This window comes from Neptuniibacter marinus (assembly GCF_965223595.1).
GTDB classification, from domain to species: Bacteria; Pseudomonadota; Gammaproteobacteria; order Pseudomonadales; family Balneatricaceae; genus Neptuniibacter; species Neptuniibacter marinus.
Genome location: NZ_OZ245004.1, coordinates 1707525 through 1729768 on the forward strand (window position 1 = coordinate 1707525; position 22244 = coordinate 1729768).

General features: G+C 41.1%; 20 protein-coding genes. 16 read left to right on the forward strand and 4 right to left on the reverse strand.

The features are described from left to right. The first annotated feature begins 50 nt into the window (after positions 1–50). From ACOQOE_RS07925 to ACOQOE_RS07980, 12 genes are all read left to right on the forward strand, one after another. The gene (locus ACOQOE_RS07925) at positions 51–947 is read left to right on the forward strand and encodes a 1-aminocyclopropane-1-carboxylate deaminase/D-cysteine desulfhydrase (protein ID WP_420555388.1); all 897 of its coding nucleotides are present in this window, start codon (positions 51–53) and stop codon (positions 945–947) included. A 111-nt stretch (positions 948–1058) separates the two neighbouring features. Beyond that, positions 1059–1940 carry an NAD(+) kinase gene (locus tag ACOQOE_RS07930; protein WP_067866962.1) on the forward strand — a complete coding sequence of 294 codons (882 nt, stop codon included), beginning with the start codon at positions 1059–1061 and terminating at the stop codon, positions 1938–1940. Next, positions 1936–2922 (forward strand): metallophosphoesterase, encoded by a 987-nt coding sequence (locus tag ACOQOE_RS07935; RefSeq protein WP_231867969.1) that lies wholly within the window; start codon positions 1936–1938, stop codon positions 2920–2922. The genes ACOQOE_RS07930 and ACOQOE_RS07935 overlap by 5 nt, the downstream gene beginning before the upstream one ends. Continuing rightward, positions 2922–3791, forward strand: coding sequence for a rhomboid family intramembrane serine protease (locus tag ACOQOE_RS07940; protein ID WP_067866966.1), 870 nt, complete (start codon positions 2922–2924; stop codon positions 3789–3791). The genes ACOQOE_RS07935 and ACOQOE_RS07940 overlap by 1 nt, the downstream gene beginning before the upstream one ends. A gap of 10 nt (positions 3792–3801) precedes the next feature. Beyond that, entirely contained in the window at positions 3802–4005 is a 204-nt protein-coding gene (locus ACOQOE_RS07945; RefSeq protein WP_420555389.1) for a hypothetical protein, read from the forward strand. A 45-nt stretch (positions 4006–4050) separates the two neighbouring features. Further along, positions 4051–4674 (forward strand): alpha/beta fold hydrolase, encoded by a 624-nt coding sequence (locus ACOQOE_RS07950; protein ID WP_420555466.1) that lies wholly within the window; start codon positions 4051–4053, stop codon positions 4672–4674. A 64-nt stretch (positions 4675–4738) separates the two neighbouring features. Then, positions 4739–5011, forward strand: coding sequence for a YeaC family protein (locus tag ACOQOE_RS07955; RefSeq protein WP_067867084.1), 273 nt, complete (start codon positions 4739–4741; stop codon positions 5009–5011). Next, positions 5011–5838 (forward strand): DUF2797 domain-containing protein, encoded by an 828-nt coding sequence (locus tag ACOQOE_RS07960; protein WP_067866970.1) that lies wholly within the window; start codon positions 5011–5013, stop codon positions 5836–5838. Before ACOQOE_RS07955 ends, ACOQOE_RS07960 begins: the two co-directional genes overlap by 1 nt. A 16-nt stretch (positions 5839–5854) precedes the next feature. Then, on the forward strand, positions 5855–8485 hold the full coding sequence (gene pepN / locus ACOQOE_RS07965) for an aminopeptidase N (RefSeq protein WP_067866971.1): 2631 nt from the start codon (positions 5855–5857) through the stop codon (positions 8483–8485). A gap of 140 nt (positions 8486–8625) precedes the next feature. Next, on the forward strand, positions 8626–9024 hold the full coding sequence (locus tag ACOQOE_RS07970) for a hypothetical protein (RefSeq protein ID WP_067866973.1): 399 nt from the start codon (positions 8626–8628) through the stop codon (positions 9022–9024). Between the two features lie 77 nt (positions 9025–9101). Then, positions 9102–9698, forward strand: coding sequence for an HAD family hydrolase (locus tag ACOQOE_RS07975; protein WP_420555390.1), 597 nt, complete (start codon positions 9102–9104; stop codon positions 9696–9698). 394 nt (positions 9699–10092) lie between these two features. Next, the gene (locus ACOQOE_RS07980) at positions 10093–10644 is read left to right on the forward strand and encodes a hemerythrin domain-containing protein (RefSeq protein WP_420555391.1); all 552 of its coding nucleotides are present in this window, start codon (positions 10093–10095) and stop codon (positions 10642–10644) included. 7 nt (positions 10645–10651) lie between these two features. On the opposite strand, the gene ACOQOE_RS07985 is transcribed toward ACOQOE_RS07980, so the two are convergent. After that, positions 10652–11788, reverse strand: coding sequence for a sensor domain-containing diguanylate cyclase (locus ACOQOE_RS07985; RefSeq protein ID WP_067866979.1), 1137 nt, complete (start codon positions 11786–11788; stop codon positions 10652–10654). Positions 11789–11893: 105 nt separating this feature from the next. Further along, positions 11894–12499, reverse strand: coding sequence for a riboflavin synthase (locus ACOQOE_RS07990; RefSeq protein WP_067866981.1), 606 nt, complete (start codon positions 12497–12499; stop codon positions 11894–11896). A gap of 115 nt (positions 12500–12614) precedes the next feature. Here ACOQOE_RS07990 and ACOQOE_RS07995 point away from each other — a divergent pair, with 115 nt between their 5' ends. Further along, positions 12615–13508, forward strand: coding sequence for a TIGR01777 family oxidoreductase (locus tag ACOQOE_RS07995; protein ID WP_420555392.1), 894 nt, complete (start codon positions 12615–12617; stop codon positions 13506–13508). A gap of 1 nt (position 13509) precedes the next feature. On the opposite strand, the gene ACOQOE_RS08000 is transcribed toward ACOQOE_RS07995, so the two are convergent. Continuing rightward, positions 13510–15183 (reverse strand): hypothetical protein, encoded by a 1674-nt coding sequence (locus ACOQOE_RS08000; RefSeq protein WP_420555393.1) that lies wholly within the window; start codon positions 15181–15183, stop codon positions 13510–13512. A 268-nt stretch (positions 15184–15451) separates the two neighbouring features. On the opposite strand from ACOQOE_RS08000, the gene ACOQOE_RS08005 reads away from it, so the two are divergent. The 3 genes from ACOQOE_RS08005 to ACOQOE_RS08015 all read left to right on the forward strand — a co-directional run bounded on the left by ACOQOE_RS08005 (position 15452) and on the right by ACOQOE_RS08015 (position 21771). Further along, the gene (locus tag ACOQOE_RS08005; protein ID WP_420555394.1) at positions 15452–20290 is read left to right on the forward strand and encodes an NAD-glutamate dehydrogenase; all 4839 of its coding nucleotides are present in this window, start codon (positions 15452–15454) and stop codon (positions 20288–20290) included. An 80-nt stretch (positions 20291–20370) separates the two neighbouring features. Then, positions 20371–20592, forward strand: a complete 222-nt coding sequence (locus ACOQOE_RS08010; protein WP_067866988.1) for a DUF2835 domain-containing protein — start codon at positions 20371–20373, stop codon at positions 20590–20592. A 153-nt stretch (positions 20593–20745) separates the two neighbouring features. Then, positions 20746–21771: a quinone-dependent dihydroorotate dehydrogenase gene (locus ACOQOE_RS08015; protein ID WP_197468056.1), complete on the forward strand. Its 1026-nt coding sequence runs from the start codon at positions 20746–20748 to the stop codon at positions 21769–21771. Positions 21772–21830: 59 nt separating this feature from the next. On the opposite strand, the gene rmf is transcribed toward ACOQOE_RS08015, so the two are convergent. Then, positions 21831–22037, reverse strand: a complete 207-nt coding sequence (rmf, locus tag ACOQOE_RS08020; protein WP_067866990.1) for a ribosome modulation factor — start codon at positions 22035–22037, stop codon at positions 21831–21833. Positions 22038–22244: the final 207 nt, after the last annotated feature.

Below are 22244 nucleotides of genomic sequence, written 5' to 3' on the forward strand. Positions count from 1 at the left end.
ATTGATGACAAAAGTACTTCAGTTTTATGACTTTGCGTGGTTGTTGTCCTATGTTTGATCAACTCAATGAATTACCTGTTGTTTCATTAAATATGAAGCAAGCTGAGATGCGCGATGTAGGTGTTCATCTATTAAGGTTGGATCAGATAAACCAGCGAGTAAGTGGGAATAAATGGTTTAAGCTGAAATATAACCTTGAGAAAGCTAAAGTTCAGGGGGGCAAAGCCGTACTGAGTTTTGGTGGTGCATATTCAAATCATATTCATGCCTTGGCTTGGGCGGGTCAAGTGTTAGGGATAAAAACCATTGGTATTATTCGAGGAGAGTCGGATTATGCAAGTAATCCTACTTTAACTGATGCTGCGCGTTGGGGAATGGAGCTCCATTTTGTGACACGTGCTGAGTACAAACAACGAAAAGACGCGGATTTTTTACAAGGGTTAAGAGATAGATTTGGTGATCCCTTTATTGTGCCTGAAGGGGGAAGTAATGCTTTAGCAGTCAAAGGGACGGCAGAGATTGTTAATCAATCCCTAATCCAGAAATATGGCATAGATAATATCGTACTTGCATGTGGGACGGGAGGTACCTTAGCGGGCGTCGCCGCATCCCAGCCTAGTGTTAATATAGTCGGTATACCGGTATTGAAAGGTGCTAAATTTTTAAAAGATGATATTTCAATGCTTTTAGAATCAGCCGGTTATTCAGATGTTAATAATTGGGTTTTAGATTACAACGGCCATTTTGGCGGTTATGCTAAAACATCTCCTGAGCTTCTAGCTTTTATTTCTATGATGGATGATGATTATGATCTCCCCTTAGACCAGATTTACACCGGTAAAATGATGCTGCGATTGATAGAGTTAATTGAAGAGGGTTTTTTTACTGAAGGGAGCCAGATTTTAGCATTGCATACAGGGGGACTTCAGGGGTTAAGATCACTTTAATGTTGTAGGGATGCATAGGCTTTATTATAAAAGCGTATTGAAAAAATCAAGAAAAATGAGTTAGATGAAAATATCTATATTTTGGATGTAACCAGCTGATCCGGAGCAAAAATGGATTACTTTCGTAATATCGGCCTTATTGGTCGTTTAGGTAGCAAATCTGTGATTGATACCTTGAAACATATGATCCGTTTTTTAGGGGATCGTGGTCTTAATTGCATATTAGATGAAAAAATTGCTGAAGTGATGCCAGGGCATGGGCAGCAAACCAGTACTCCTAAAATGATGGGAGAGATTTGTGATTTAGTGATTGTCGTTGGCGGTGATGGAAGTTTGCTGGGAGCCGCACGTTCCTTAGCTCAGTACCATGTTCCAGTTTTAGGTGTAAACCGAGGGAATTTGGGTTTTCTTACTGATATAGCTCCTCATGAGATTGAAGAAAAGGTTGCTGAGGTTTTAGAAGGTAAATATACCGTAGATAGCCGCTTTCTACTTGATGTGATTGTAAAAAGAGATGGCGTGCCTATTGGTGAAGCAACTGCATTAAATGACTGTGTGTTACATCCGGGTAAAGCCGCAAGAATGATTGAGTTTGAACTCTATATTGAAGGTCAATTTGTATATACACAAAAATCGGATGGCTTGATAATTTCTACACCTACAGGGTCAACTGCGTATTCTTTGTCTGGTGGTGGACCCATTATGCATCCTAAGCTTGATGCGCTGGTCCTTGTGCCTATGTTTCCTCATACTTTATCTAGTCGACCTATTGTGGTTAATGGTAATAGTGAGCTAAAGCTGGTTATTAGCCCAAATAATAGTGCTTACCCGACTGTGTCTTGTGATGGTCAAAAAGATATTAGTTGTGCGCCTGGCGATACAGTTACAGTGCATAAAAAACCACATAAGTTGAAGTTACTTCATCCTCTTAACTATGACTTTTATAGTACCTGCCGAGAGAAACTTGGTTGGGGTACTAAGCTCGGAGATTAAAGTGACGAGCGAAGTAAAAGGGTATGATCTCATTGGTGATGTGCATGGCTGCTTTTTAAGTTTAGAGCTGCTGCTGAGTAAGCTCGGCTATTCGAAACGTAATGGTGTTTATTCTAATCCTGGGCGCCAAGTTATTTTTTTAGGCGATATTCTTGATCGTGGGCCCCATATTAGGGAATCACTGCACTTAGTTTATGACATGGTTAAAGCGGGTCATGCTCATATAGTTATGGGTAACCATGAATTTAATTACCTAAGTTATGTCACTCGAGGGCGGGAAGGAAGTGGTTTAAGTTATCTACGTGAACATAATCCTCGTCATCACCGCATTGTTGCTGAAACCTTAGAGCAGTTAGCAAACTATCCCGATGAAGAAGAGATGTTTCTACAGTGGATTAGAGAGATGCCGGTCTACTTAGAGTTTGATCGTTTTCGGGTAGTCCATGCGTGCTGGCATCAGAAGCTTATCGACCGTTTTGAAGCTGAATATCCTAATCATGTCATCGATGATCGCTTTCTTCACCGCTCTTCCAAGCGCGGTACTTTTGAATGGGCGTTAATGGATAGGCTTTTGCGGGGAACTCATTTGCGTCTACCTAATGGTGAGGCGATGGTGAGTAAGGATGGTTTTGAACGCCGATTTTTCAGGACCAAATTTTGGACAGAGGAGCCAGAGCTTTATGGTGATGTTGTTTTTCAACCTGATCCGTTGCCTGAGCATATAGCCAGAATGCCCCTGACAGAGCAAGATTATAATGACCTGTTGTACTATGGCCCTGAAGAGAAGATGCTTTTTATTGGTCATTATTGGCGAGAAGGGACTCCCGCACCCATAACATCAAATATCGCTTGTCTAGATTACAGTGCGGTTAAATATGGGAAATTAGTTGCTTACCGTTTAGATAATGAAAAGGTTATTCAGCCCGATAAGTTTATTTTTGTTGATGTCAGAAAAGAGATTGCGGATGAGCCTAATTTCTAATGATTAAAGTATTTACTGTTCCTCTCAATGAAGACCTGACCGAATTCACTCAGTTCCTTTGGCAGTATGAGGTTCCCCATCGGGTTCTTGAGAAAGGTGATTTTCAAGAGTTCTGGGTTGAGCCAAATGTTAACCCTGAAGATATCTTGGCCCTTTATGAGATGTGGAAAAACGGGGGGGGGCTTTCTCAAATGGAGTTTAGGGCTCAACCAACTCCTGTGTTTGAGCACTCGGTGGCTGTACAGCCTAATTTTTTTGTTTTAGCGCAACGGGCTTGGCTTTCAACCTCATTAATTGTGATCAGTATTGTCCTTAGCTTTTTAATTGGTTTTGGGGAAAATTTTGATCTATTAAGATATTTCACTATCACCGAGTTGTTACAAAAGAGTGATGGAATTTATACCAGTGGTCTTATGGGCACTGTTGAGTCAATGGAGTATTGGCGCTTTATTACACCGATTTTTCTGCATTTTAGTGCAGCTCATATCGTCTTCAATGTTCTTTGGATCTGGATTGCAGGCACGCGAATTGAATCTGCACAAGGTCGTTTATCTTTAGTAATGCTTGTGCTTATTTCAGGTGTTACATCTAACTTGGCTCAATATTGGGTCAGTGGCCCGATGTTTGGCGGCCTGTCTGGTGTTGTTTTCGCCTTTCTTGGTTATTGCTGGCTGTGGGATAGGTTATATTCTCCCAAGCTTCGTTTGCCCCCAGCTTTGATGGGATTTATGGTTTTTTGGTTAGCTTTAGGCTACAGCGGTATTCTGAGTAGCGTTGGTTTTGGTTCTATAGCAAATACAGCTCATCTTGCCGGCCTTGTTACAGGCTTAATTTTTGTGCCTCTTGGTAAACGATTGGCGAAAGCCTGAGGAAAGATAGATGGATGCAACTATGTTATCGCTGGATCTTAAGCAGCGTTATGAGCAGCAGGCTGAAAAGGTTGGCACTCTTGTTCCAAATTTAACCGGAGAGTATGTACAAACACCGTTTGGCCAAGTTTGGGTGACGAAGGCGGGAGTTAATGACGCACCGCCTTTATTGTTGCTTCATGGCTTGCATACGAGCGCACCTTTTTGTATCTAGTTTTTTGCTAAGCTGGCTGAAAAATATCATGTTATTTGTCCTGATATTCCTGGCCAGGCTGGTAAAACGCCGGGTATGGCTCCGGTTTCAAGTAATCAGGCTTACGCTATTTGGTTTGAAGGCTTACTTGATAGTTTAAATATAGAGAGCTGTCCTGCGGTTGGATTATCCTTCGGTGGTGCTGTTTTACTTGATCTTGCCACTCGATCACCCAATAGAATAACGATGGCTTCGCTGGTTGTCCCTGCCGGTTTTTTCCGTCCTATTTGGCGCCCACTAAAAAAACTATTTATGCCGTTTTTGAGTTTTAAATTGAATACGGACCAACTACATTTTGATCAGTTGATGAAACCTTTAATGGGTGATAATTGGCCAGAGCTGGAGTCATATTACTTTGCCGTTTTTCAGGCGGGTATCCCCATGACACTCTTGCCACCGGGACCGTTTGAAAAACAAGATTTACAAGCATTTCAGGCACCGGTACAGCTTATTGTTGCTACTGATGATCTCTACTTTGCGCCGAGTAAAGTAGAAAAATGTGCTCGCACTGTTGTACCTAATCTATCTCAAGTTATTGAGATTGAAGATCTACATATGCCGAGTATTAAGAATAGGGAGAGAATTCAAGATCAAGTACTTGAGTTCATGCTGAAAGAAAGCAGGGTGTGATAAACTTTCCCGCTTTCTGATAAACGAGGTTAGTCCTCGTTTTATGTTATCTATGGATGAATTTATGAATTATGAAGAGCTGATTCAGGCGATGACTCCTGATATGCACCAGTCATTAAAACGTGCAGTAGAATTAGGTAAGTGGCCTGATGGACGTAAATTGACCGCCGAGCAACGAGATATTTGTATGCGCGCAGTGATCGCTTATGATTATGAAAATAAGCCAGTCGATGAGCGAGTCGGATTTATTGATCGCACGAAAAAGGATGGTTCTCAGCATGGGAAAGATCCCTTGCAGCCGGACACTATCAAAATCCTTATAGATGATAAAAACTGATGCAGGAAATTGCGTGCGGCGCATTGCAGAAAATGCGTACAGAACTTTCTGACAAGGTTAGTTACTTTTTGCCTGTAGGTGAGCAAGAAGTTGCGATGAACGAACTTATAGGAAAGCCTATACGTCTTCATTACCAAGGTGCTATCAATTGCACTCATTGTGGGCGGAAAACGAATAAGAGCTTTAGCCAGGGTTATTGTTATCCCTGTTTTAAAAGCTTGCCTCAATGTGATCAATGTATTGTTAAACCGGAACTGTGTCATTTTCATGAAGGCAGCTGCCGTGACGAGAGTTGGGGCGAGCAGTTTTGTTTCCAAGATCACTATGTTTATCTGGCTAACTCCTCGGGCGTTAAAGTAGGGATAACCCGTGGCACACAGATTCCTACACGTTGGATGGATCAAGGGGCGGTGCAGGCTTTACCTATTTTCAAAGTCGCTACTCGCCTTCAGTCTGGTAAGGTCGAACGATTATTAGGTGAGCATGTTGCAGATAAAACTAATTGGCGCAAAATGTTGAAAAACGAAGTAGAAAGCTTAGATTTAACAGAAACAAGAGATCTGTTATTTGAAAAGTGCCAAGCGGGTTTGATCGCATTAGAAAATGAATTTGGTTTACAAGCAATACAGCGATTGCCTGAGGCTGAACAGATAGAGATTAATTATCCTGTTTTGAACTATCCGCAAAAGGTTACATCGTTTAATTTTGATAAAACGCCTGAAGTTAGCGGAGTGCTACAAGGGATCAAAGGCCAGTATCTGATTTTAGATACCGGTGTTATTAATATGCGTAAATTTACTGCTTATCAGGTAATGATATCTGCCTGATAACTAAGGTGTTGGAATGTCACAGGAACCTAAAGCGATCTATTTAAAGGACTATAAAGTCCCTGCTTATCTTTTCGAATCCACTGATCTGCGTTTTGAGCTATTTGAAGATGAAGCCTTAGTTCATGCCGTGTTAACTATTAGTAGAAACCCGGCCTGTACCGAGAGTGCTCCCGCTCTAGAGCTTTATGGCCATGAAACAGTGGAGTTAGTGAGCTTATCTATTGATGACGATCTGCTCAGTGATAAGGATTACGTTCGTGAGGGCGAAATGCTTAAGATAGCATCTGTTCCCGATCGCTTCTGTTTAAAGTCGACGACACGTATACACCCTGAATTAAATACCGCATTAGAGGGGTTATATAAGTCTGGTGGTATGTTCTGTACCCAATGTGAGGCGGAAGGCTTTCGCCGAATAACCTTCTTTCCGGATCGTCCCGATGTGATGTCTGTTTTTAGAACGACAGTTGAGGCTGATAAAGCACTCTATCCAGAACTTCTTTCCAATGGTAACCCTGTAGCGCAAGGGTTAGCAGAGAATAATCGTCACTGGGTGACATGGGAAGATCCGTTCCCTAAACCGGCTTACCTTTTTGCTTTAGTTGCAGGGGATCTGCAGCATATTGAGGATTGCTTTACGACTATGTCTGGTCGTGAAGTGAAGCTGCGAATCTTTGCTGAAGAGAAGGACCTAGATAAACTCGACTATGCCATGCTTTCGCTAAAAAATGCGATGAAATGGGATGAAGAGGTTTACGGCCGTGAATATGATCTTGATATCTATATGATTGTTGCGGTCGATTTCTTCAATATGGGCGCAATGGAGAACAAAGGCCTCAACATTTTCAATACCTCATGTGTGTTGGCTAATGCGGCCACCACTACAGACGGTGGTTTTCAGCGTGTCGAAGCGGTGGTTGCCCATGAATACTTCCATAACTGGTCGGGTAACCGTGTTACTTGTCGTGATTGGTTTCAGCTTAGTTTAAAAGAGGGTTTCACTGTATTTCGCGATGCAGAGTTTTCTGCGGATATGAACTCGCGTACCGTTAAACGTGTTGAAGATGTCAGTCTGCTCAGAACTGCTCAGTTTGCTGAAGATGCGGGCCCTATGGCTCACCCCATTCGACCAGAATCTTTTATTGAGATATCTAACTTCTATACCCTAACTATTTATGAAAAAGGGGCTGAAGTGGTGCGAATGGTGCGTACATTATTAGGTGAAGCTCTTTTCCGAAAAGGGTCTGATCTCTATTTTGAACGCCATGATGGGCAAGCGGTTACCACTGAAGACTTTATTCAAGCTATGGAAGATGCGTCAGGAAAAGATCTCTCCCAGTTTAGAGCTTGGTATCATCAAGCGGGTACGCCAGAGCTGCATATTACTGATGAGTATAATTCTGCGACAGGAGAGTATGTACTGAATGTTAAACAGAGCTGCCCACCAAGCCCCGGTCAAGAGAAGAAATCAGCTTTCCATATTCCACTGGCAATGGGGTTATTAGATGAAAGTGGTCAAGGGATTGAGTTACCTAATGGTGAGATGACGCAAATTCTTAATGTAACTGAGTTTGAGCAGTCATTTACCTTTGGTGGTCTAGCCGCTAAACCTGTTCCTTCTCTCTTACGTGGGTTCTCGGCACCAGTGAAGCTCTTCTATCCATATCAGCGTGATGAGCTAATGTTTTTAATGGCTCATGACACTGATGGTTTCTGCCGTTGGGATGCGGCGCAAAAGCTTGCTGTTGATATTATGCAGGCGCTTATCGCCGACTATCATCCAGATAAAACTATGCAGCTGGATGATCGTTTAGTCTCCGCATTCCGCAGTGTTCTCGATGCTGAAGGGTTAGATAAAGCGATGGTTAGTAAAGTGTTGACCTTACCATCGGAAGCTTACCTTTCTGAGCTGGCTGACAGTGTTGATGTGGATGCGATTTATGCTGTTCGTAAGTTTGTTCGCTATTCCATAGCTGAGCAGCTAGAAGATAAACTACGCTCGGTATACCGAGAGAATGATCTTGATATTGCCTACACTCCCGATGCAGATTCTGTCGCGCGTCGAAGTCTTAAAAACTTATGCCTCTCTTATCTAATGAGCCTAGAAACTGAAGAAAGCCTTCAGTTAGCCAAAGCTCAATATGAAAAAGCAGATAATATGACTGATATGCAAGTGGCCTTAGTTTTGGTTGCCCATTCATCTTTTAGGGATGCGGGGCGTGCACTGCTGGTTGATTTCTATGAGCGCTGGAAGTCGGAAAGCTTAGTGGTTAACTTATGGTTATCGATTCAAGCATCGGACCCTCATCAAGGTGCTTTAGCTCGCGTGCTTGAGCTAATGGAACATCCGGCTTTTGATCGTAAGAATCCAAATAAACTTCGTTCTGTTATTTCTGTTTTTTGTGCACAGAATAGCCTTCATTTTCATGCGTTGGATGGTAGTGGTTATCGCTTTTTAGCTGAACGTATTATTGAGCTTAATAGCCAAAACCCTCAAATAGCGGCAAGAATGCTAACACCACTAACACGTTGGAAAAAATTCTCTGTTGCTAGACAAGAGCTAATGAAGGCTGAGTTGGAGCGAATTAGAGATAGTGGCGACCTATCAAAAGATGTTTTTGAAGTTGTTAGTAAAAGTTTAGTGTAAAAATTTGAATATTCTCCGTCAGCTGGGGGGACGTATGGTTTTCCCTCGGCTATACTCGCTGAGGAGTGTATGCCAAATTTTATATTTGGATTTGGTTTTAAATGAAAATAATAAAATATACGTATGACTAAGGATGCAATATGTCACAGTTATTGTCTGCGGAAGATAAGTTCGATATTCAACAAAATTTCAGACGTTACATGCGATTGAAAGATAGTCATGAATTGGCTAACGATACTTACAAAACGGCTAAAGCGAATCGGATATGGATAGCGGGTATTATTCTGCTTCTTTTTGCACTGTCATCGGAGTTCTTTTTAGGGGCCGCTGCTGGCCTTTTTGGAGTGTATTTTTATAATTTAGTCATGAGTTGGCTTGATGTTAATTCCAGTGATGAAAGTATTGAAGAGCTTGATCGTTGGTTCGCAACAAAGCGCTTAAAGTTTGAAGGGCGGATTTTATATTTTAATAATGATGAGTTATTAGAAAACCCGCTCGATCCATTTAATGAAGCTAGCTTCTCAACTGCCGAAGAATAGTCTTCTATAGAATATTTTATAATTAAGTGCCGAAATGTTAATTCCTTTCGGCATTTTTATGTGAGCATGAATTTAAAATGGTTAGTCTAGCGCATAAGCGTTATTGGATTTTTGATCTTGATGGCACCCTAACTAAGCCTGTGCATGACTTTGTACATATTCGCAATGAATTAGGCTTGGCGCCGGATACCGATATTCTTTCTGCTATAGCCCTCCAGCCTGAAGAGAAAAGGCGCACAATGTTAACGCATTTAGATGAGCTTGAGCGTTATTATGCTGCACAAGCACAACCAGCGGAGGGTGCCGTTGAGTTATTAACTAAGCTTGATAAAAAAGGATGCTGTTTAGGTATTTTGACACGGAATGCTCATGAATTTGCTCTTTTATCTTTGCAGGCTATTGGCGCCGCAGATTTTTTTGCTAGCAAAGATATTTTAGGACGAGATGAAGCGAAACCTAAACCTTCACCTGAAGGTATAAATATTCTTTTAAATCAGTGGGCTGGGGATAATGAAGAAGCGGTAATGGTCGGGGACTTTCATTTTGACCTTCTTTCTGGGCGTGCGGCTTCAGTAACAACGGTTCATGTTGATATGGCTGATCGCCATTGGCCTGAAGAGACGGATGTTAGAGTAAAAAATTTATTTGAGCTATTTTATCGGCTTGATGAATAAGTTGGCCTACCGTTTGCTTTAAGGTAAGTGAGGAAAGCGTTTGCTTTTACTCTTGGCCTAAGCATTAGTGATATCTATCCAGATTATTTTTAATGCAACTTTTGAGACCAAAGTGTTTTTCACTTTGGTCTTTTTTTATCTAAACGAATCTAGCCTGTCGTTTTATTTCCCACTCACCGGTTTGATGTTAGTCATCCGGAGCTACATCAGTGTTGCGCTGCAATATTTTTCTATCTAACCTCGTCTAAATTGATCTTTATCATGCGCACTTGCTCGTTTTCTCTATATTTTATTTATAGTGATCGGCTTTTATGTACCCAAAGATAATACAAGTTGTATGTTAATTTCAGTTTCCTGAGTTGCGTATTACCACGTTTTGTGAGGAGCTTTACTTATGACAATACTTACTGAGTTACATCAAGACCATGTGAATCTTAATAAGTTGCTCGTTATATTAGGACTTAAGATAGACAAGCTTAGAGCGGGTGACTCGCCTAATTTTAATTTGATGGCAGATGTTATCAATTATATCGCTTCTTATGCTGATGGTTATCATCATCCGAGAGAAGATAAGCTCTATGACTACTTCTCCGGGCGCTCCGAAGCATTAGACACGCATTTGTTACACTGTGCTGTAGAGCATCAGAAACTTAAAGCGTCCAGTATTCAGCTTATAGAGGCCATTGATGGGGTCCTTCATGATGCTGTTATGCCTATGACTGAGTTTGTTAATCTCTTAGATGGGTTTGTGATTTTACAAACGGCTCATCTGGATTCTGAAGAGGGGCATCTGTTCCCACTTATTCAAGGTGTAGCTTCTGAGGAAGATTGGGCAATTATTGATGGGTTATTACCGCAAGAGAGTGACCCGCTATTTGGAGAGAATAAAGCAACAGAGTATATAGATATTTATCGTGAACTTATTGTCGATATGAATAAGGCTTAGGTTGAATTTAGCCTTGATCAATTTGGTTATGTGGTGATTCAAGGTCTGGAAATGGCATAAATGAAACTTGGTTTCGGCCAGCGTCTTTTGAACTATAAACAGCTTTGTCTGCGGCTTGGATCAGTTGATAGGCAATATCGTCTAGTTTTACCGATGGATTTTTCTCAGGATGACATAAAGATACGCCTATAGATGTTGTCATCCTGAAAGGCCTAGATAGTTCGTCACGAAAAATCAGATTAGCTAATTTCTTTCTAAGCGTTTCAGCTATGCTTAAAGCGCGGTCTTTGTCGCAGTTCGGCAATAATATGGCAAATTCTTCACCACCATACCGAGCAACGGTATCTGTTTTACGCAGCTGCTTATTGAGAAACAAGCCTATTGTGCGTAGTACTCTATCGCCTGTTTGGTGTCCGTAAGTATCATTCACCGTTTTAAAGTGGTCTAGATCAATAAATAAACAAGCTAAAGAGTGTGCCGATCGGCTAGCTCGAGATAATTCACGAACAATCTCTTCTTCAAATGAACGGCGATTATGAACTTTCGTCAGCATATCAATACTGCTGAGTCGGTGGAGGTTCTCTTGGTTAATGCAGTTTTCTATACATACGGATACCACAGAGGCTAAGTGTTGAATATAATCATATCTCACATGCTCCGTGTATCGGCTAGCGTCGCAGCTCCCTAAGTGAAGGCTACCTATTAAGCAGTTGTGTCTAACTAAAGGTAATAAAGCGCAAGATTCTACTGGGCTATCTGCGACAGGGAAGGCTTCAGCTTTTAGGGAGGGGCTAAGTGTTCCTACAATCATCCCTTGATTAGGGTAAATTGATTTTAACAGTCGTTGGCTTTGGACAAACCTTAAGGTATTACCTGTTGCCGGAGGTACATATTCATTCAGTAAACTACGTGCCGCATGTTCAGGGTCAAATAAGATCAGATTGACACTGCTTAGTCGGAAGAGCGCTTTAAAATCAACCAAGATAAGATCTAATAATTCAGACAAGCGTCCACAAGAAAGTAAGCGAAGCTCCACTTCAAAAAAACTATTCAGAACCGACTCATTTTGTTCTGCTTTATTGATCATCAGTCGCAGGGTACGTTTGAGTTCCTGATTCTCTTTTTCTAATGGATCCAGCCCCATCTTATTTCCTTTTAAGACATGTGCATAATGTATCGGCCAACTCTAAGATCAATGCAGTTTTTTTTACTAATTTAGTGCGATTAAAATGTGATTAATCAATGTGCGTTAACGGTTGCCTAAATATTGTTCTACAGTGTCCACAACCGCTTGGGTATGGGCATCAATTTCCATATTAACCTTATCTCCTTTTTCAAGATTACCAAAGGTCGTTATTGATAAAGTTTCAGGGATAAGAAATACATTAAACTGATCCTCTAAAACTTCGCCGATGGTCAGGCTACAGCCGTTAAGCGCAACAAAGCCTTTTGGAAATATATACTTTCGCCACTCGGGAGTAATGTTAAACCAAAGAATCCAGTTGTTTTCTGGCTTTTCAATACGATTGATTGAAACCTGTTGATGGACATGCCCAGATAATAAGTGCCCACCTATTTCGTCACCAAACTTTGCAGCTCTTTCAAAATTAACCAAATCCCCTAGGTTTATTTCGCTAAGGTTAGTGACGCGTAAGGTTTCCATAATGAGATCAAAACTGACAATATTTTCTTTAAACGAAGTGACCGTAAGGCAGGTGCCATTGAGCGCAATACTTGCGCCTAATTGGATATCTTTGCAATGTTGTGGGGGAAGCTCTACCTTTAGATGTATAAAATCTGCTTTTTTCTCGAGGGCGCGGATGACCCCTTTGCCTTGCACTATGCCTGTAAACATTTGAGTACTCTTAAAAATTAACTCATAAGACTGCTAATCTAAACAATGCTTAGCATCGTATCAATATTGTAGGCTGAGTGCAGCGCTTATTATTGCAGGATTAAAAGGAGCTCCCATGAAAATATTGATTACCGGAGGCACTGGCTTTATCGGCCAGCACTTCATCCGTAGACGCTTAGCTGTTAATGATGAAATTTACTGTTTAACTCGAGATCAAGATAGAGCCCAGCATCTATTTCAAGGGACGGTTGAGGTTATTAGCGCTTTGTCAGAGTTGGAGGGAATTCCTCTTGATGCGGTGATCAATCTAGCGGGAGAACCTATTTTAGATAAGCGTTGGTCGAAAGAGCGTAAAGAGCTGCTTTATAGCAGTCGAGTGGAGCTAACAAATGATATTGTTAAGTGGTTGGCTCAACTATCAGTTAAGCCCAAGGTGCTAATAAGTGGGTCGGCTATTGGTTATTACGGCAGTCAATTAGATGAAGAGTTAGGCGAGGAAAGCCCATGCAATTCGGGCTTTACTCATCAGTTGTGTTTGGCGTGGGAGAAGGCTGCATTGCAGGCTGAGCGCTTGGGTATCCGAGTATGTTTGTTACGTACAGGCATAGTTTTAGGGGAGGGTGGCGCTTTAGCTAAAATGGAAATGCCGTTTAAATTGGGTTTAGGTGGTGCTATAGGTGTTGGAAAGCAATGGATGTCATGGATACATATTGATGATCAGATTGAAATTATTGAGATGTTGTTAACGCATGAGCAATTTTCTGGAGCGTTTAATTTAACAGCCCCTGAGACGGTAACAAATAAAGAGTTTAGCTCTACTTTAGGCCATGTTTTGCATCGCCCTACAGTTTTGCCTATGCCTGTATGTATTCTGAAGCTTATTTTAGGAGAAGGTGCTGAGTTGTTAACTGAGGGGCAGCGTGTAGTGCCGAAAAATCTTTTAGATAGCGGTTATAAATTTAACTATCCTAAATTGGAGCAGGCATTAGCATCTATTTATCGTAATTGAGTTAAGGGTTTTGATAGCTCAGATGGTTATCGCCAGCTTGCATATCGAGTCTTTTTTGTTGTCGTTTCCGGAGTTTGTCTATAGCGTCAAGTAGTAGGTCTCCTCGCCATAACTCAGGACTTTCACTATATAAATGTTGCTCTAAATCCACTATAAGAAAGTTGAGAGTTTGGTTCTTGGCGTTCTCGCAGACCTGTTCTAGCGAGAGTAGTAGTGGGTCGTTCCAAAAACTTTGTGCCCATTCAATTAATCGTAATTGCGTTATGGCTGGATTGTTCTGGTTACAGGCCATAGATAAGGCTTGAAAGGTATTTCTTTCTGCTATTTCAGTTGCAACCTGTTTGCGCATTGTCTGTTCTTGAGCGAGTTGTTCTTCGTTGTGTTTAGAGATGTTTTGTAATAGTCGTAGTTTATTAAAAGAGTAAATCCAGCCTAATACCGACACTATACTGATAGCAGTAAGTAACCAGATAAGTAGCTCAGAAGTATCTTTAGGTCGATCCCCTTCATTATTAATAGAGTCATTACTTTGTAGCTCGTTTGATACTTTAGGCTTTGCTTGAATACTTGTAGAAATTACTTTTGATGCAAGGCTTGCGGTTTGACCTTGATCAGTTTGAGTGTTCCACCAAGGAATATCGATTGCAGGTAGTGTTACCTCACCTGTTTCTAAGGGGGTAATGAGGAGCTCTTCTGTGCGTTGACTGACTACCCCATGCTCTGTCATCTGCTCTTCTAATACGACATTGAGTAGTTTTATATCGGCTAATTCATTTTTGAGAACAGATAATGAAGGTAGAGCTGATGCAGGTATACCCTCAGCTTCCATAGAGATAATCCGAGTGAAGCTATCACCTACTGCAATATGATTAAGGTCGGGCACATTATCTTCAAGATGAACACTCTGTGCTGGAAGCCAAAGAGTATTACTGCTGCTAAAAGTAGGAGGTAGTACAGAAATAATTTGAGGAGGGCTGTTTAGCTCTAATAGATTACCGTTTGTTAATGTTGCGCTTAAAAATAAAGGGGAAATTTCAATGCTTCCCTCTTCTCTAGGAAATATAGCGTAATTATTTTCGGTCACGGTGTAGCGTTGGCCACTCACAACAGTCGAATACTTTTTCTGTTCTTCCAATGGTTTGATTAAAGCATCGATAGATTCAGGTTGGCTCAAATTCATATTGTCAGGAAGAGGCGATAGGTGAAATATCCGAGCACTGAGAATCACTTGAGCATTGATATAAGCTTCATCTTTATCAAGTTCAACGTCTAAATAGATTGGCCGTAATGCACCCTCGCTAGGATGAGGGTTTTGCTCAGCAGGTAACACGAATAGAGAAACTTCAGGGCTAATTTCGGTCCCGACTTTTATGGGTGGGATTATCTTCTCTCCATCTCCAATAGGACGTAGTGAAAGGACCCAGCGATTTTTTGTGATGATGGTATTTGTGCTATGGCTAGACAGGGTGACCTTTTTTGTACTTAAAAGCACATAATCTTTTTGTAATGCACGAAGGTCTGGACGGTCTTGATTCGTTTGATCGGTTTCTATTGTTAGCGTTAGCTTTTCACCTTGATAAATGGTGGACTGATCTAGTTTAGCGGTAACTGCAGCGTGTATAGAAAATGATACAAAAAATAAGACGCTTAACAGTTTTGTTGGGTGAATTAGCAACACAAAGTCCTTTGTTAATACTTCAAAGGTGCAGATCTAAAACCTTAACACGTTATTAATAAATCCCATATTTTCTTGATTATGAGTAATGTTAGTGGCCATAGCAATGATTCTTGAAGGAGAAACATTTTTTTTACGACTACAGTAGGTTTTTTTTAATAGTGAGTGCCGCTTAGTTAGTATATTAGGAAATGTTTAATAAAAAGCCTGAGCGTATCTTTAGTTTCTATCTATACTGTTGATAAACGGGCTTATTTTTGAGTGTATTATGAATAATTATAGAGTAGATGATAAAGAGAACCTTCTTGCGCTTCTTTGTGAGGAGATAGAAAAGAGATTGATTGCTGAACAAGCAGAAGGTTTGATCGAATTTGCCAAGCTTTATTACTCATCAGCCTCGTTAATCGATCTGAATGAATGGAAGTTGGAAGATCTCTATGGATCAACATTAGCATGTTGGCAGTTCATTCAATGCCGTATAAGAGCGCAAGCTAAAGTCCGAGTTTTTAATCCAGATTATGAACAACATGGTTGGCAATCAACACATACCATCATTGAGGTATTACAAGAGGATATGCCGTTTGTTGTTGATTCTTTACGTATGGAGTTGAATCGAAGAAATTTAACCATACACGCTATTCACAATGCTGTGCTCACTATGAAAAGAGATGATAGCGGTGAGTTGATTGATGCATTTAATAAAGATGATTGTGCTAGCAACCTGCACTCTAAAAACACCCACCGTGAAACATTAGTATCAATCCAAGTGGACCGTCACACGGGAGCTGAAGAGTTAACCTCCTTAGAAAACGATCTTCTGAATGTGCTTGAAGATGTCACTATGGTGGTGGAAGACTTTACACCTATGTTGGAGCAGTGCGACCGGTTGAGTGCTCTTTTCTCAGAACCAGTGAATGGGTTTGAAGAGAGGATTTCTACTGAAGCACATGACTTTATTGTTTGGCTTAAAAGTCATTTCACATTCTTAGGTTATGATGAGTATCAGCTGGTTTCAAAAGAAGGTAAACAATTACTTGAAGCGGTGCCAGGTAGTCAGTTAGGTTTGTTGAAGTTTTGTGATGAGCATTGCCGCTCAGCTTTGGTAAATCAAAATTCACGGGATGCAGATGGCTTTGTTTTAATTCCAGATATCCTTTCATTCACAAAATCAAACCATAAATCGACCGTTCATCGTCCGATCTATCCTGATTATATTAGTATTAAGCGTTATGACCGAGATGGGGTTTTAGTAGGTGAGAGCCGTTTTCTTGGTTTGTATACATCTAGCGTTTATATTCAAAGCTCGCGTCAAATCCCAATTATACGCCGTAAGGTCGATGCTATTATGGATAAGTCTGGGTTACATCGTCAGGGACATGATTGGAAAGAGCTGTTACAGATTTTAGAAATTCATCCAAGAGATGACCTATTTCAGGTGAGTGTTGATGATTTGTACCGTACAGTTGTTGGCATCTTGCAGATACATGAGCGTCGGCAGATTCGTCTATTTCTTCGAAGGGATTATTTCGGTCAATTTTATTCATGTCTTATCTATTCTCCAAGAGACATCTACAGCACTGAATTTAGACGAAAAGTTGAATCACTCTTATGTCGAGAACTTAGTTGCGATCAAGCTGATTTCACCACTTACTTTTCTGAATCTATCTTGACGCGAACGCAATTTATTTTGCGTGGTGAAGCTATCGCAGAAGAGGTTGATGAAGCAAAACTTGAGGCCCTGATAAGGCAAGCAGGGAGAAGCTGGTCTGAGGATCTACGTGATGCTTTAGTTGAAGCGCTTGGTGAGGAGAAGGGAACAGCTACCTATAACCTATATGGCGATTCATTCTCTACAAGCTATAGTTCAGATTTTATGCCACGTACTGCGGTAGTAGACCTGCAGCGTATAGCTAAACTTAATAATGAGAATCCGATACAGCTAAGTTTTTATAAGGCCTTTGAGCAGGGTGATGCAAACCTTAATTTTAAGCTTTTCTGTTTAGGTGCCTCATTGCCTCTTTCTGATGTTATTCCTGTACTGGAAAACTTTGGCCTAAGAGTGCTGGATGAACACCCTTATCAGATTGATGGGAAAACCCAACAGATCTGGATTCACGATTTCAGCCTGCAATATATAGGTAATGGAACCGTTTCACCTGATACATTGAAGCACTTCTTTGAAGAGGCTTTTTTACATGTGTGGACAGGAAAAGCTGCCAGTGATGAATTCAACCGTTTAGTCTTAGGTGGTGAAGTTAATTGGCGCGAAGTCTCTATGCTTAGAGCTTACGCTTCTTATATGAAGCAGATTGGCTTTCCTATTAGTCCTGAAGCAATAAGCAACACCTTAAACTCATATGTTGATATCGCGGCTAAGTTAGTCAAGCTATTTACCGCTCGTTTCGATCCTGAAAATCGAGGTGATGAGGAGGTATTAGAACAACAGCTACTCACGAGCTTAGATCAAGTAGTGAGTTTAAATGATGATAGGGTTATTCGAGAATATTTGGCCTTAATTAAGGCTACGTTACGGACAAATTATTATCAGGAAAAAGAGGGGGAATATAAGTGCTATTTCTCTTTTAAACTGGCCCCAGAGCAAATTCCTGATGTCCCGCTGCCAAGACCAAAATTTGAAATATTTGTTTTTTCACCTCAAGTTGAAGGGGTTCATTTACGAGGTGGTAAGGTCGCTCGCGGCGGATTGCGTTGGTCAGATCGTTTCGAGGATTATCGAACAGAGGTGTTAGGCTTAGTTAAAGCACAACAGGTTAAAAATGCAGTTATCGTACCGGTGGGCGCAAAAGGTGGCTTTGTTGCCAAGCAATTATCTGATGGAATGAGTCGAGATGCCTGGCTGGCGGAAGGTATCAGTTGTTATAAAACATTCATTAGTGGATTGCTTGATATCACCGATAACTTAATCGATGGTGAAGTTGTACCACCAGAATCAGTGGTTCGCCATGATGAAGATGATACCTATTTAGTGGTGGCTGCGGATAAAGGGACTGCTGCTTTTTCAGATATAGCGAATGAGATAGCGGAAAATTACGGTTTCTGGTTGGGTGATGCCTTTGCATCGGGTGGTAGCTTAGGTTATGACCATAAAAAGATGGGGATCACCGCGCGAGGTGCTTGGGTATCAGTAGAGCGCCATTTCCGTGAAATGGGTATCAATACTGATAAGCAAAATTTCACGGTGGTTGGCATTGGCGATATGTCAGGGGATGTATTTGGCAATGGTATGTTGTTGTCAAAACATATTCAGTTGGTGGCAGCGTTTAACCATCAGCATATATTTATAGATCCTCAGCCTGATGCCGGTAAAAGCTGGTTAGAGAGGCAGCGGCTTTTTGAATTGTCTCGTTCCTCTTGGTCTGATTATGATTCGTCCCTAATATCAAAAGGGGGTGGGATTTTTAGTCGGAGCAGTAAGTCCATAAAACTTACACCTGAGATACAAGTATTAACAGGAATAACTAGCGCAGCGGTTCCACCTAATGAATTAATCAGTGCTTTGTTAAAGGCACCGGTCGATCTGTTATGGAATGGCGGGATTGGTACTTATGTTAAAGCGACAACAGAGAGTGATGGGGATATAGGTGATAAGACAAACGATGCACTTAGGGTTAATGGTAATGAGCTTCGCTGCAAAGTTGTTGGTGAAGGCGGTAACTTAGGCTTAAGCCAACGGGCACGCATGGAATATGCCCTATCAGGAGGACGGGTTAATACGGACTTTATTGATAATGCGGGTGGCGTTGATTGTTCAGACCATGAGGTGAATATAAAAATTCTACTTAACCAGCTTGTTGATAATGGTGATATGACACGGAAGCAGCGCAACCTGCTATTGGCACAGATGACTGAAGATATTTCTGAATTAGTGTTGCAGAACAACTATCGGCAAGTACAAGCAATCTCTATGGCTGAATCGCGCTCATTAGACAATATGTCTGAATATCAGCGCTATATATCGAATATGGAAAGTGCTGGAAAGCTTAATCGTGCGCTTGAGTTTTTGCCTGATGATGAAGCTCTTAATGAACGTTTTAATATGAAACTTGGGTTTACACGTCCAGAGCTTTCTATTCTGATCTCTTACAGTAAGGCCGAGTTAAAACAAACCTTAAGTGTATCCAGTGTGCCTGATGATCCTTATTTATGTCATGAGCTTAATAGCGCTTTTCCTGAGTTGTTAGTGGAGCAGTTTCCAGAAGAATTAACAGCACACCGTTTAAGGCGTGAGATCATAGGGACGCAGATTGCGAATCATATGATCAATATGATGGGCATCAATTTTGTTGACCGTTTACGCATATCAACCGGCACTGATGATGCCTCAATTGCTCGCGCTTACATTCTCGCCAGGGATGTGTTTGATATAGAACCGCTGTGGCAGCAGATCGAGAAGCTAGATCATAAGGTAAGTAATGAAGTTCAAATCAAAATGATGCATGAGTTACAGCATTTAATCAGGAGAGCAACCCGTTGGTTTGTGCGTAATCGTCGTTTGGAATTAGATTGCAGTGTTGAGGTTGAACGCTTTAGAAGTGAATTGGTAAAAATATTAAATAAACAAGAAAAAATCCTCTCTGGAGACCCCTTAAAGCGTTGGGAAAGTTCAAAAGAGTATTATCAAGCAGAGGGCGTGCCTGTTAAGTTGGCCAAAATGGTATCGGGTGCACGTTTTCTATATTCATCGTTAGGAATTATTGAGGCAGCAGAGTTGACTGAGCTATCTACCGACAAAGTCGCTCAGATGTATTTTGGATTGGGGGAGAGGCTGGAATTAGACTGGCTTTCACAAAAATTAAATACACTTCGTGTTGCTAATTATTGGCAGGCGCTTGCACGCGAAGCTTTTAGAGATGATCTTGATTGGCAGCAAAGGGCTATTGTCGCGATTGCTATTAAGGGGCAGCACTCAGGCTGTTCAGTGCAGCATGCAATTGACAAATGGTGTGCTGAAAATGAGTGGTTAGTGCAGCGTTGGGAAAATGTGTTGGTTGAGCTAAAGAGTGCAAAAAAACAAGAGTATGCAATGTACACAGTGGCTTTGAGGGAGCTTTTTGATTTAGCAAAAATCTGCCAATACAGTGCATAAAAATTTGAGCCAATGATGACAGGACTATAAGTTATGTTTTATTGTTGCGCTCTTTGTTTTATAGCTTTTGTTAAGTAGTTATGAAATCTATACTTGTTGACTTACATATCTCTGCTGATAAATATATTTTGATGTATCAAGGTGTTGCGCAAAACGTTTTTGCGCACGCACTTGATGGACGGAGCGTACAGTTTCCCGCCAAAATTTTAAAACCTTTTCTATTGAAAGATGGTGTGAAGGGCCGTTTTCGTATCACCTTTGATGATCAGGGCAAATATAAAGGGATAGATAAAATTAAGTAAAGATAGGTCTTATTCTTCTAATGAAACTATTGTTTTATAACTTTATGTTTTTATTATGAAAAAGCCTAACTTATCAATTTGATCAGCTTTGCCCTATGTTATTCTGATTACGCCTCGCCTATAATCGTGCAAATTTTGTTATTTGGTATCTGTATGTTGTATTCACTGACTCGATCTTTAATGTTTCAGCTTGATCCCGAACTTTCACACAACCTAGCCTTGCATTCAATGAATCTAGCGTCTGCATTAGGTGTGAATAAGTTACTGGGTGCTGAAAAATTATCTGATCCGGTTCAGGTTATGGGTATTAATTTTCCTAACCGTGTAGGGTTGGCTGCTGGATTAGATAAAAACGGCATTGCCGTTGATGGTATGGCAGCGATGGGTTTTGGTTTTGTAGAGGTCGGTACCGTAACGCCTCGTCCTCAGGATGGAAATCCCAAGCCTCGAATTTTTCGTTTACCTGAGCAAGGCGCAATTATTAATCGTATGGGCTTTAATAATGACGGTGTAGATAGATTGTTATCTAATCTAGATAAAAGTCGTTATAAAGGCGTACTGGGCATTAATATAGGTAAAAATAAAGATACGCCTAATGAAGATGCTAATGACGATTATCTTTATTGCTTACGTAAAGTTTATAATCGAGCAAGTTATATAACCGTTAATGTTTCTTCGCCGAATACTCCAGGGTTACGGACACTACAATACGGTGAGGCATTAAATAGTTTGTTAGATGCACTTAAATCTGAACAGGCAAAACTAGCGAAGTTTCATGATCGTTATGTGCCTATCGCCGTTAAAATTGCACCGGATATGACTGATGAGGAGCTAGTTTTAGTTGCGGCATCCCTAAAGTCTTATGAAATTGATGGGGTTATAGCAACGAATACGACCTTATCCCGTGACGGTGTTGAAGGGTTGTCATACGCGGATGAAGTTGGTGGCCTTTCTGGTGCGCCTTTGCGTAATAAATCGACTAAAGTGATTCGGACTCTCGCGAAAGAGTTAGATGGAGCGCTACCTATTATAGGTGTCGGTGGAATTACTGAAGGGTTTGATGCGGCAGAAAAGATAGAAGCGGGTGCAAGCCTAGTTCAAATATACAGTGGGTTTATCTACCGTGGACCTAAGTTAGTAACTGAATCGGTTCGTGCAATAGAGCAGATATCTGCATAAATTATTAGATATAACCCTCCATTATGAGGCTCCCTAGTAGGGAGCCTTTTTAAATAAGTTTAATGAAATGCTGGGTCGGCTTGTATTGCTGATACTCCATCCATGCCGCTCCAGTGAGCTTCTCGTCCCTGTCGCCAACCACTCATCCAGTGACTTCTAAGGTCTGATGTGTTGACCGGGCAGAGATCCCGGGATTTTCCATTTATGCCGGCTTGAAAGCCTCGGTTGAAAAGTGTGTTACTACGATCACGTTTTTGTCTCTTCATGTAGTTGAGCCTCTCTTGATGTTTTAGTTGTGAGAGCAGCGGTTCCTTGAGACATGGTATCCGCTTAAAATCTACCTAGTAGTTATTTGAAATTACATAGTAGACCTCTATTGATAACGGAAAAAACGCAAGAACGCGATTGAATATGTTTATCGAGCGTATAGACTTGATAGTACAACTTATTACGTGGATGCAAAAAAATGAGTG

What these genes read in the sequence shown, in the direction of transcription:
- ACOQOE_RS07925 (WP_420555388.1), top strand. Translation starts at nt 51, where the DNA reads ATGTTTGATCAACTCAATGAATTACCTGTTGTTTCATTAAATATGAAG.
- ACOQOE_RS07930 (WP_067866962.1), top strand. Translation starts at nt 1,059, where the DNA reads ATGGATTACTTTCGTAATATCGGCCTTATTGGTCGTTTAGGTAGCAAA.
- ACOQOE_RS07940 (WP_067866966.1), top strand. Translation starts at nt 2,922, where the DNA reads ATGATTAAAGTATTTACTGTTCCTCTCAATGAAGACCTGACCGAATTC.
- ACOQOE_RS07945 (WP_420555389.1), top strand. Translation starts at nt 3,802, where the DNA reads ATGGATGCAACTATGTTATCGCTGGATCTTAAGCAGCGTTATGAGCAG.
- ACOQOE_RS07955 (WP_067867084.1), top strand. Translation starts at nt 4,739, where the DNA reads ATGAATTATGAAGAGCTGATTCAGGCGATGACTCCTGATATGCACCAG.
- ACOQOE_RS07960 (WP_067866970.1), top strand. Translation starts at nt 5,011, where the DNA reads ATGCAGGAAATTGCGTGCGGCGCATTGCAGAAAATGCGTACAGAACTT.
- pepN (WP_067866971.1), top strand. Translation starts at nt 5,855, where the DNA reads ATGTCACAGGAACCTAAAGCGATCTATTTAAAGGACTATAAAGTCCCT.
- ACOQOE_RS07970 (WP_067866973.1), top strand. Translation starts at nt 8,626, where the DNA reads ATGTCACAGTTATTGTCTGCGGAAGATAAGTTCGATATTCAACAAAAT.
- ACOQOE_RS07975 (WP_420555390.1), top strand. Translation starts at nt 9,102, where the DNA reads ATGGTTAGTCTAGCGCATAAGCGTTATTGGATTTTTGATCTTGATGGC.
- ACOQOE_RS07980 (WP_420555391.1), top strand. Translation starts at nt 10,093, where the DNA reads ATGACAATACTTACTGAGTTACATCAAGACCATGTGAATCTTAATAAG.
- ACOQOE_RS07985 (WP_067866979.1), bottom strand. Translation starts at nt 11,788, where the DNA reads ATGGGGCTGGATCCATTAGAAAAAGAGAATCAGGAACTCAAACGTACC.
- ACOQOE_RS07990 (WP_067866981.1), bottom strand. Translation starts at nt 12,499, where the DNA reads ATGTTTACAGGCATAGTGCAAGGCAAAGGGGTCATCCGCGCCCTCGAG.
- ACOQOE_RS07995 (WP_420555392.1), top strand. Translation starts at nt 12,615, where the DNA reads ATGAAAATATTGATTACCGGAGGCACTGGCTTTATCGGCCAGCACTTC.
- ACOQOE_RS08005 (WP_420555394.1), top strand. Translation starts at nt 15,452, where the DNA reads ATGAATAATTATAGAGTAGATGATAAAGAGAACCTTCTTGCGCTTCTT.
- ACOQOE_RS08010 (WP_067866988.1), top strand. Translation starts at nt 20,371, where the DNA reads ATGAAATCTATACTTGTTGACTTACATATCTCTGCTGATAAATATATT.
- ACOQOE_RS08015 (WP_197468056.1), top strand. Translation starts at nt 20,746, where the DNA reads ATGTTGTATTCACTGACTCGATCTTTAATGTTTCAGCTTGATCCCGAA.
- rmf (WP_067866990.1), bottom strand. Translation starts at nt 22,037, where the DNA reads ATGAAGAGACAAAAACGTGATCGTAGTAACACACTTTTCAACCGAGGC.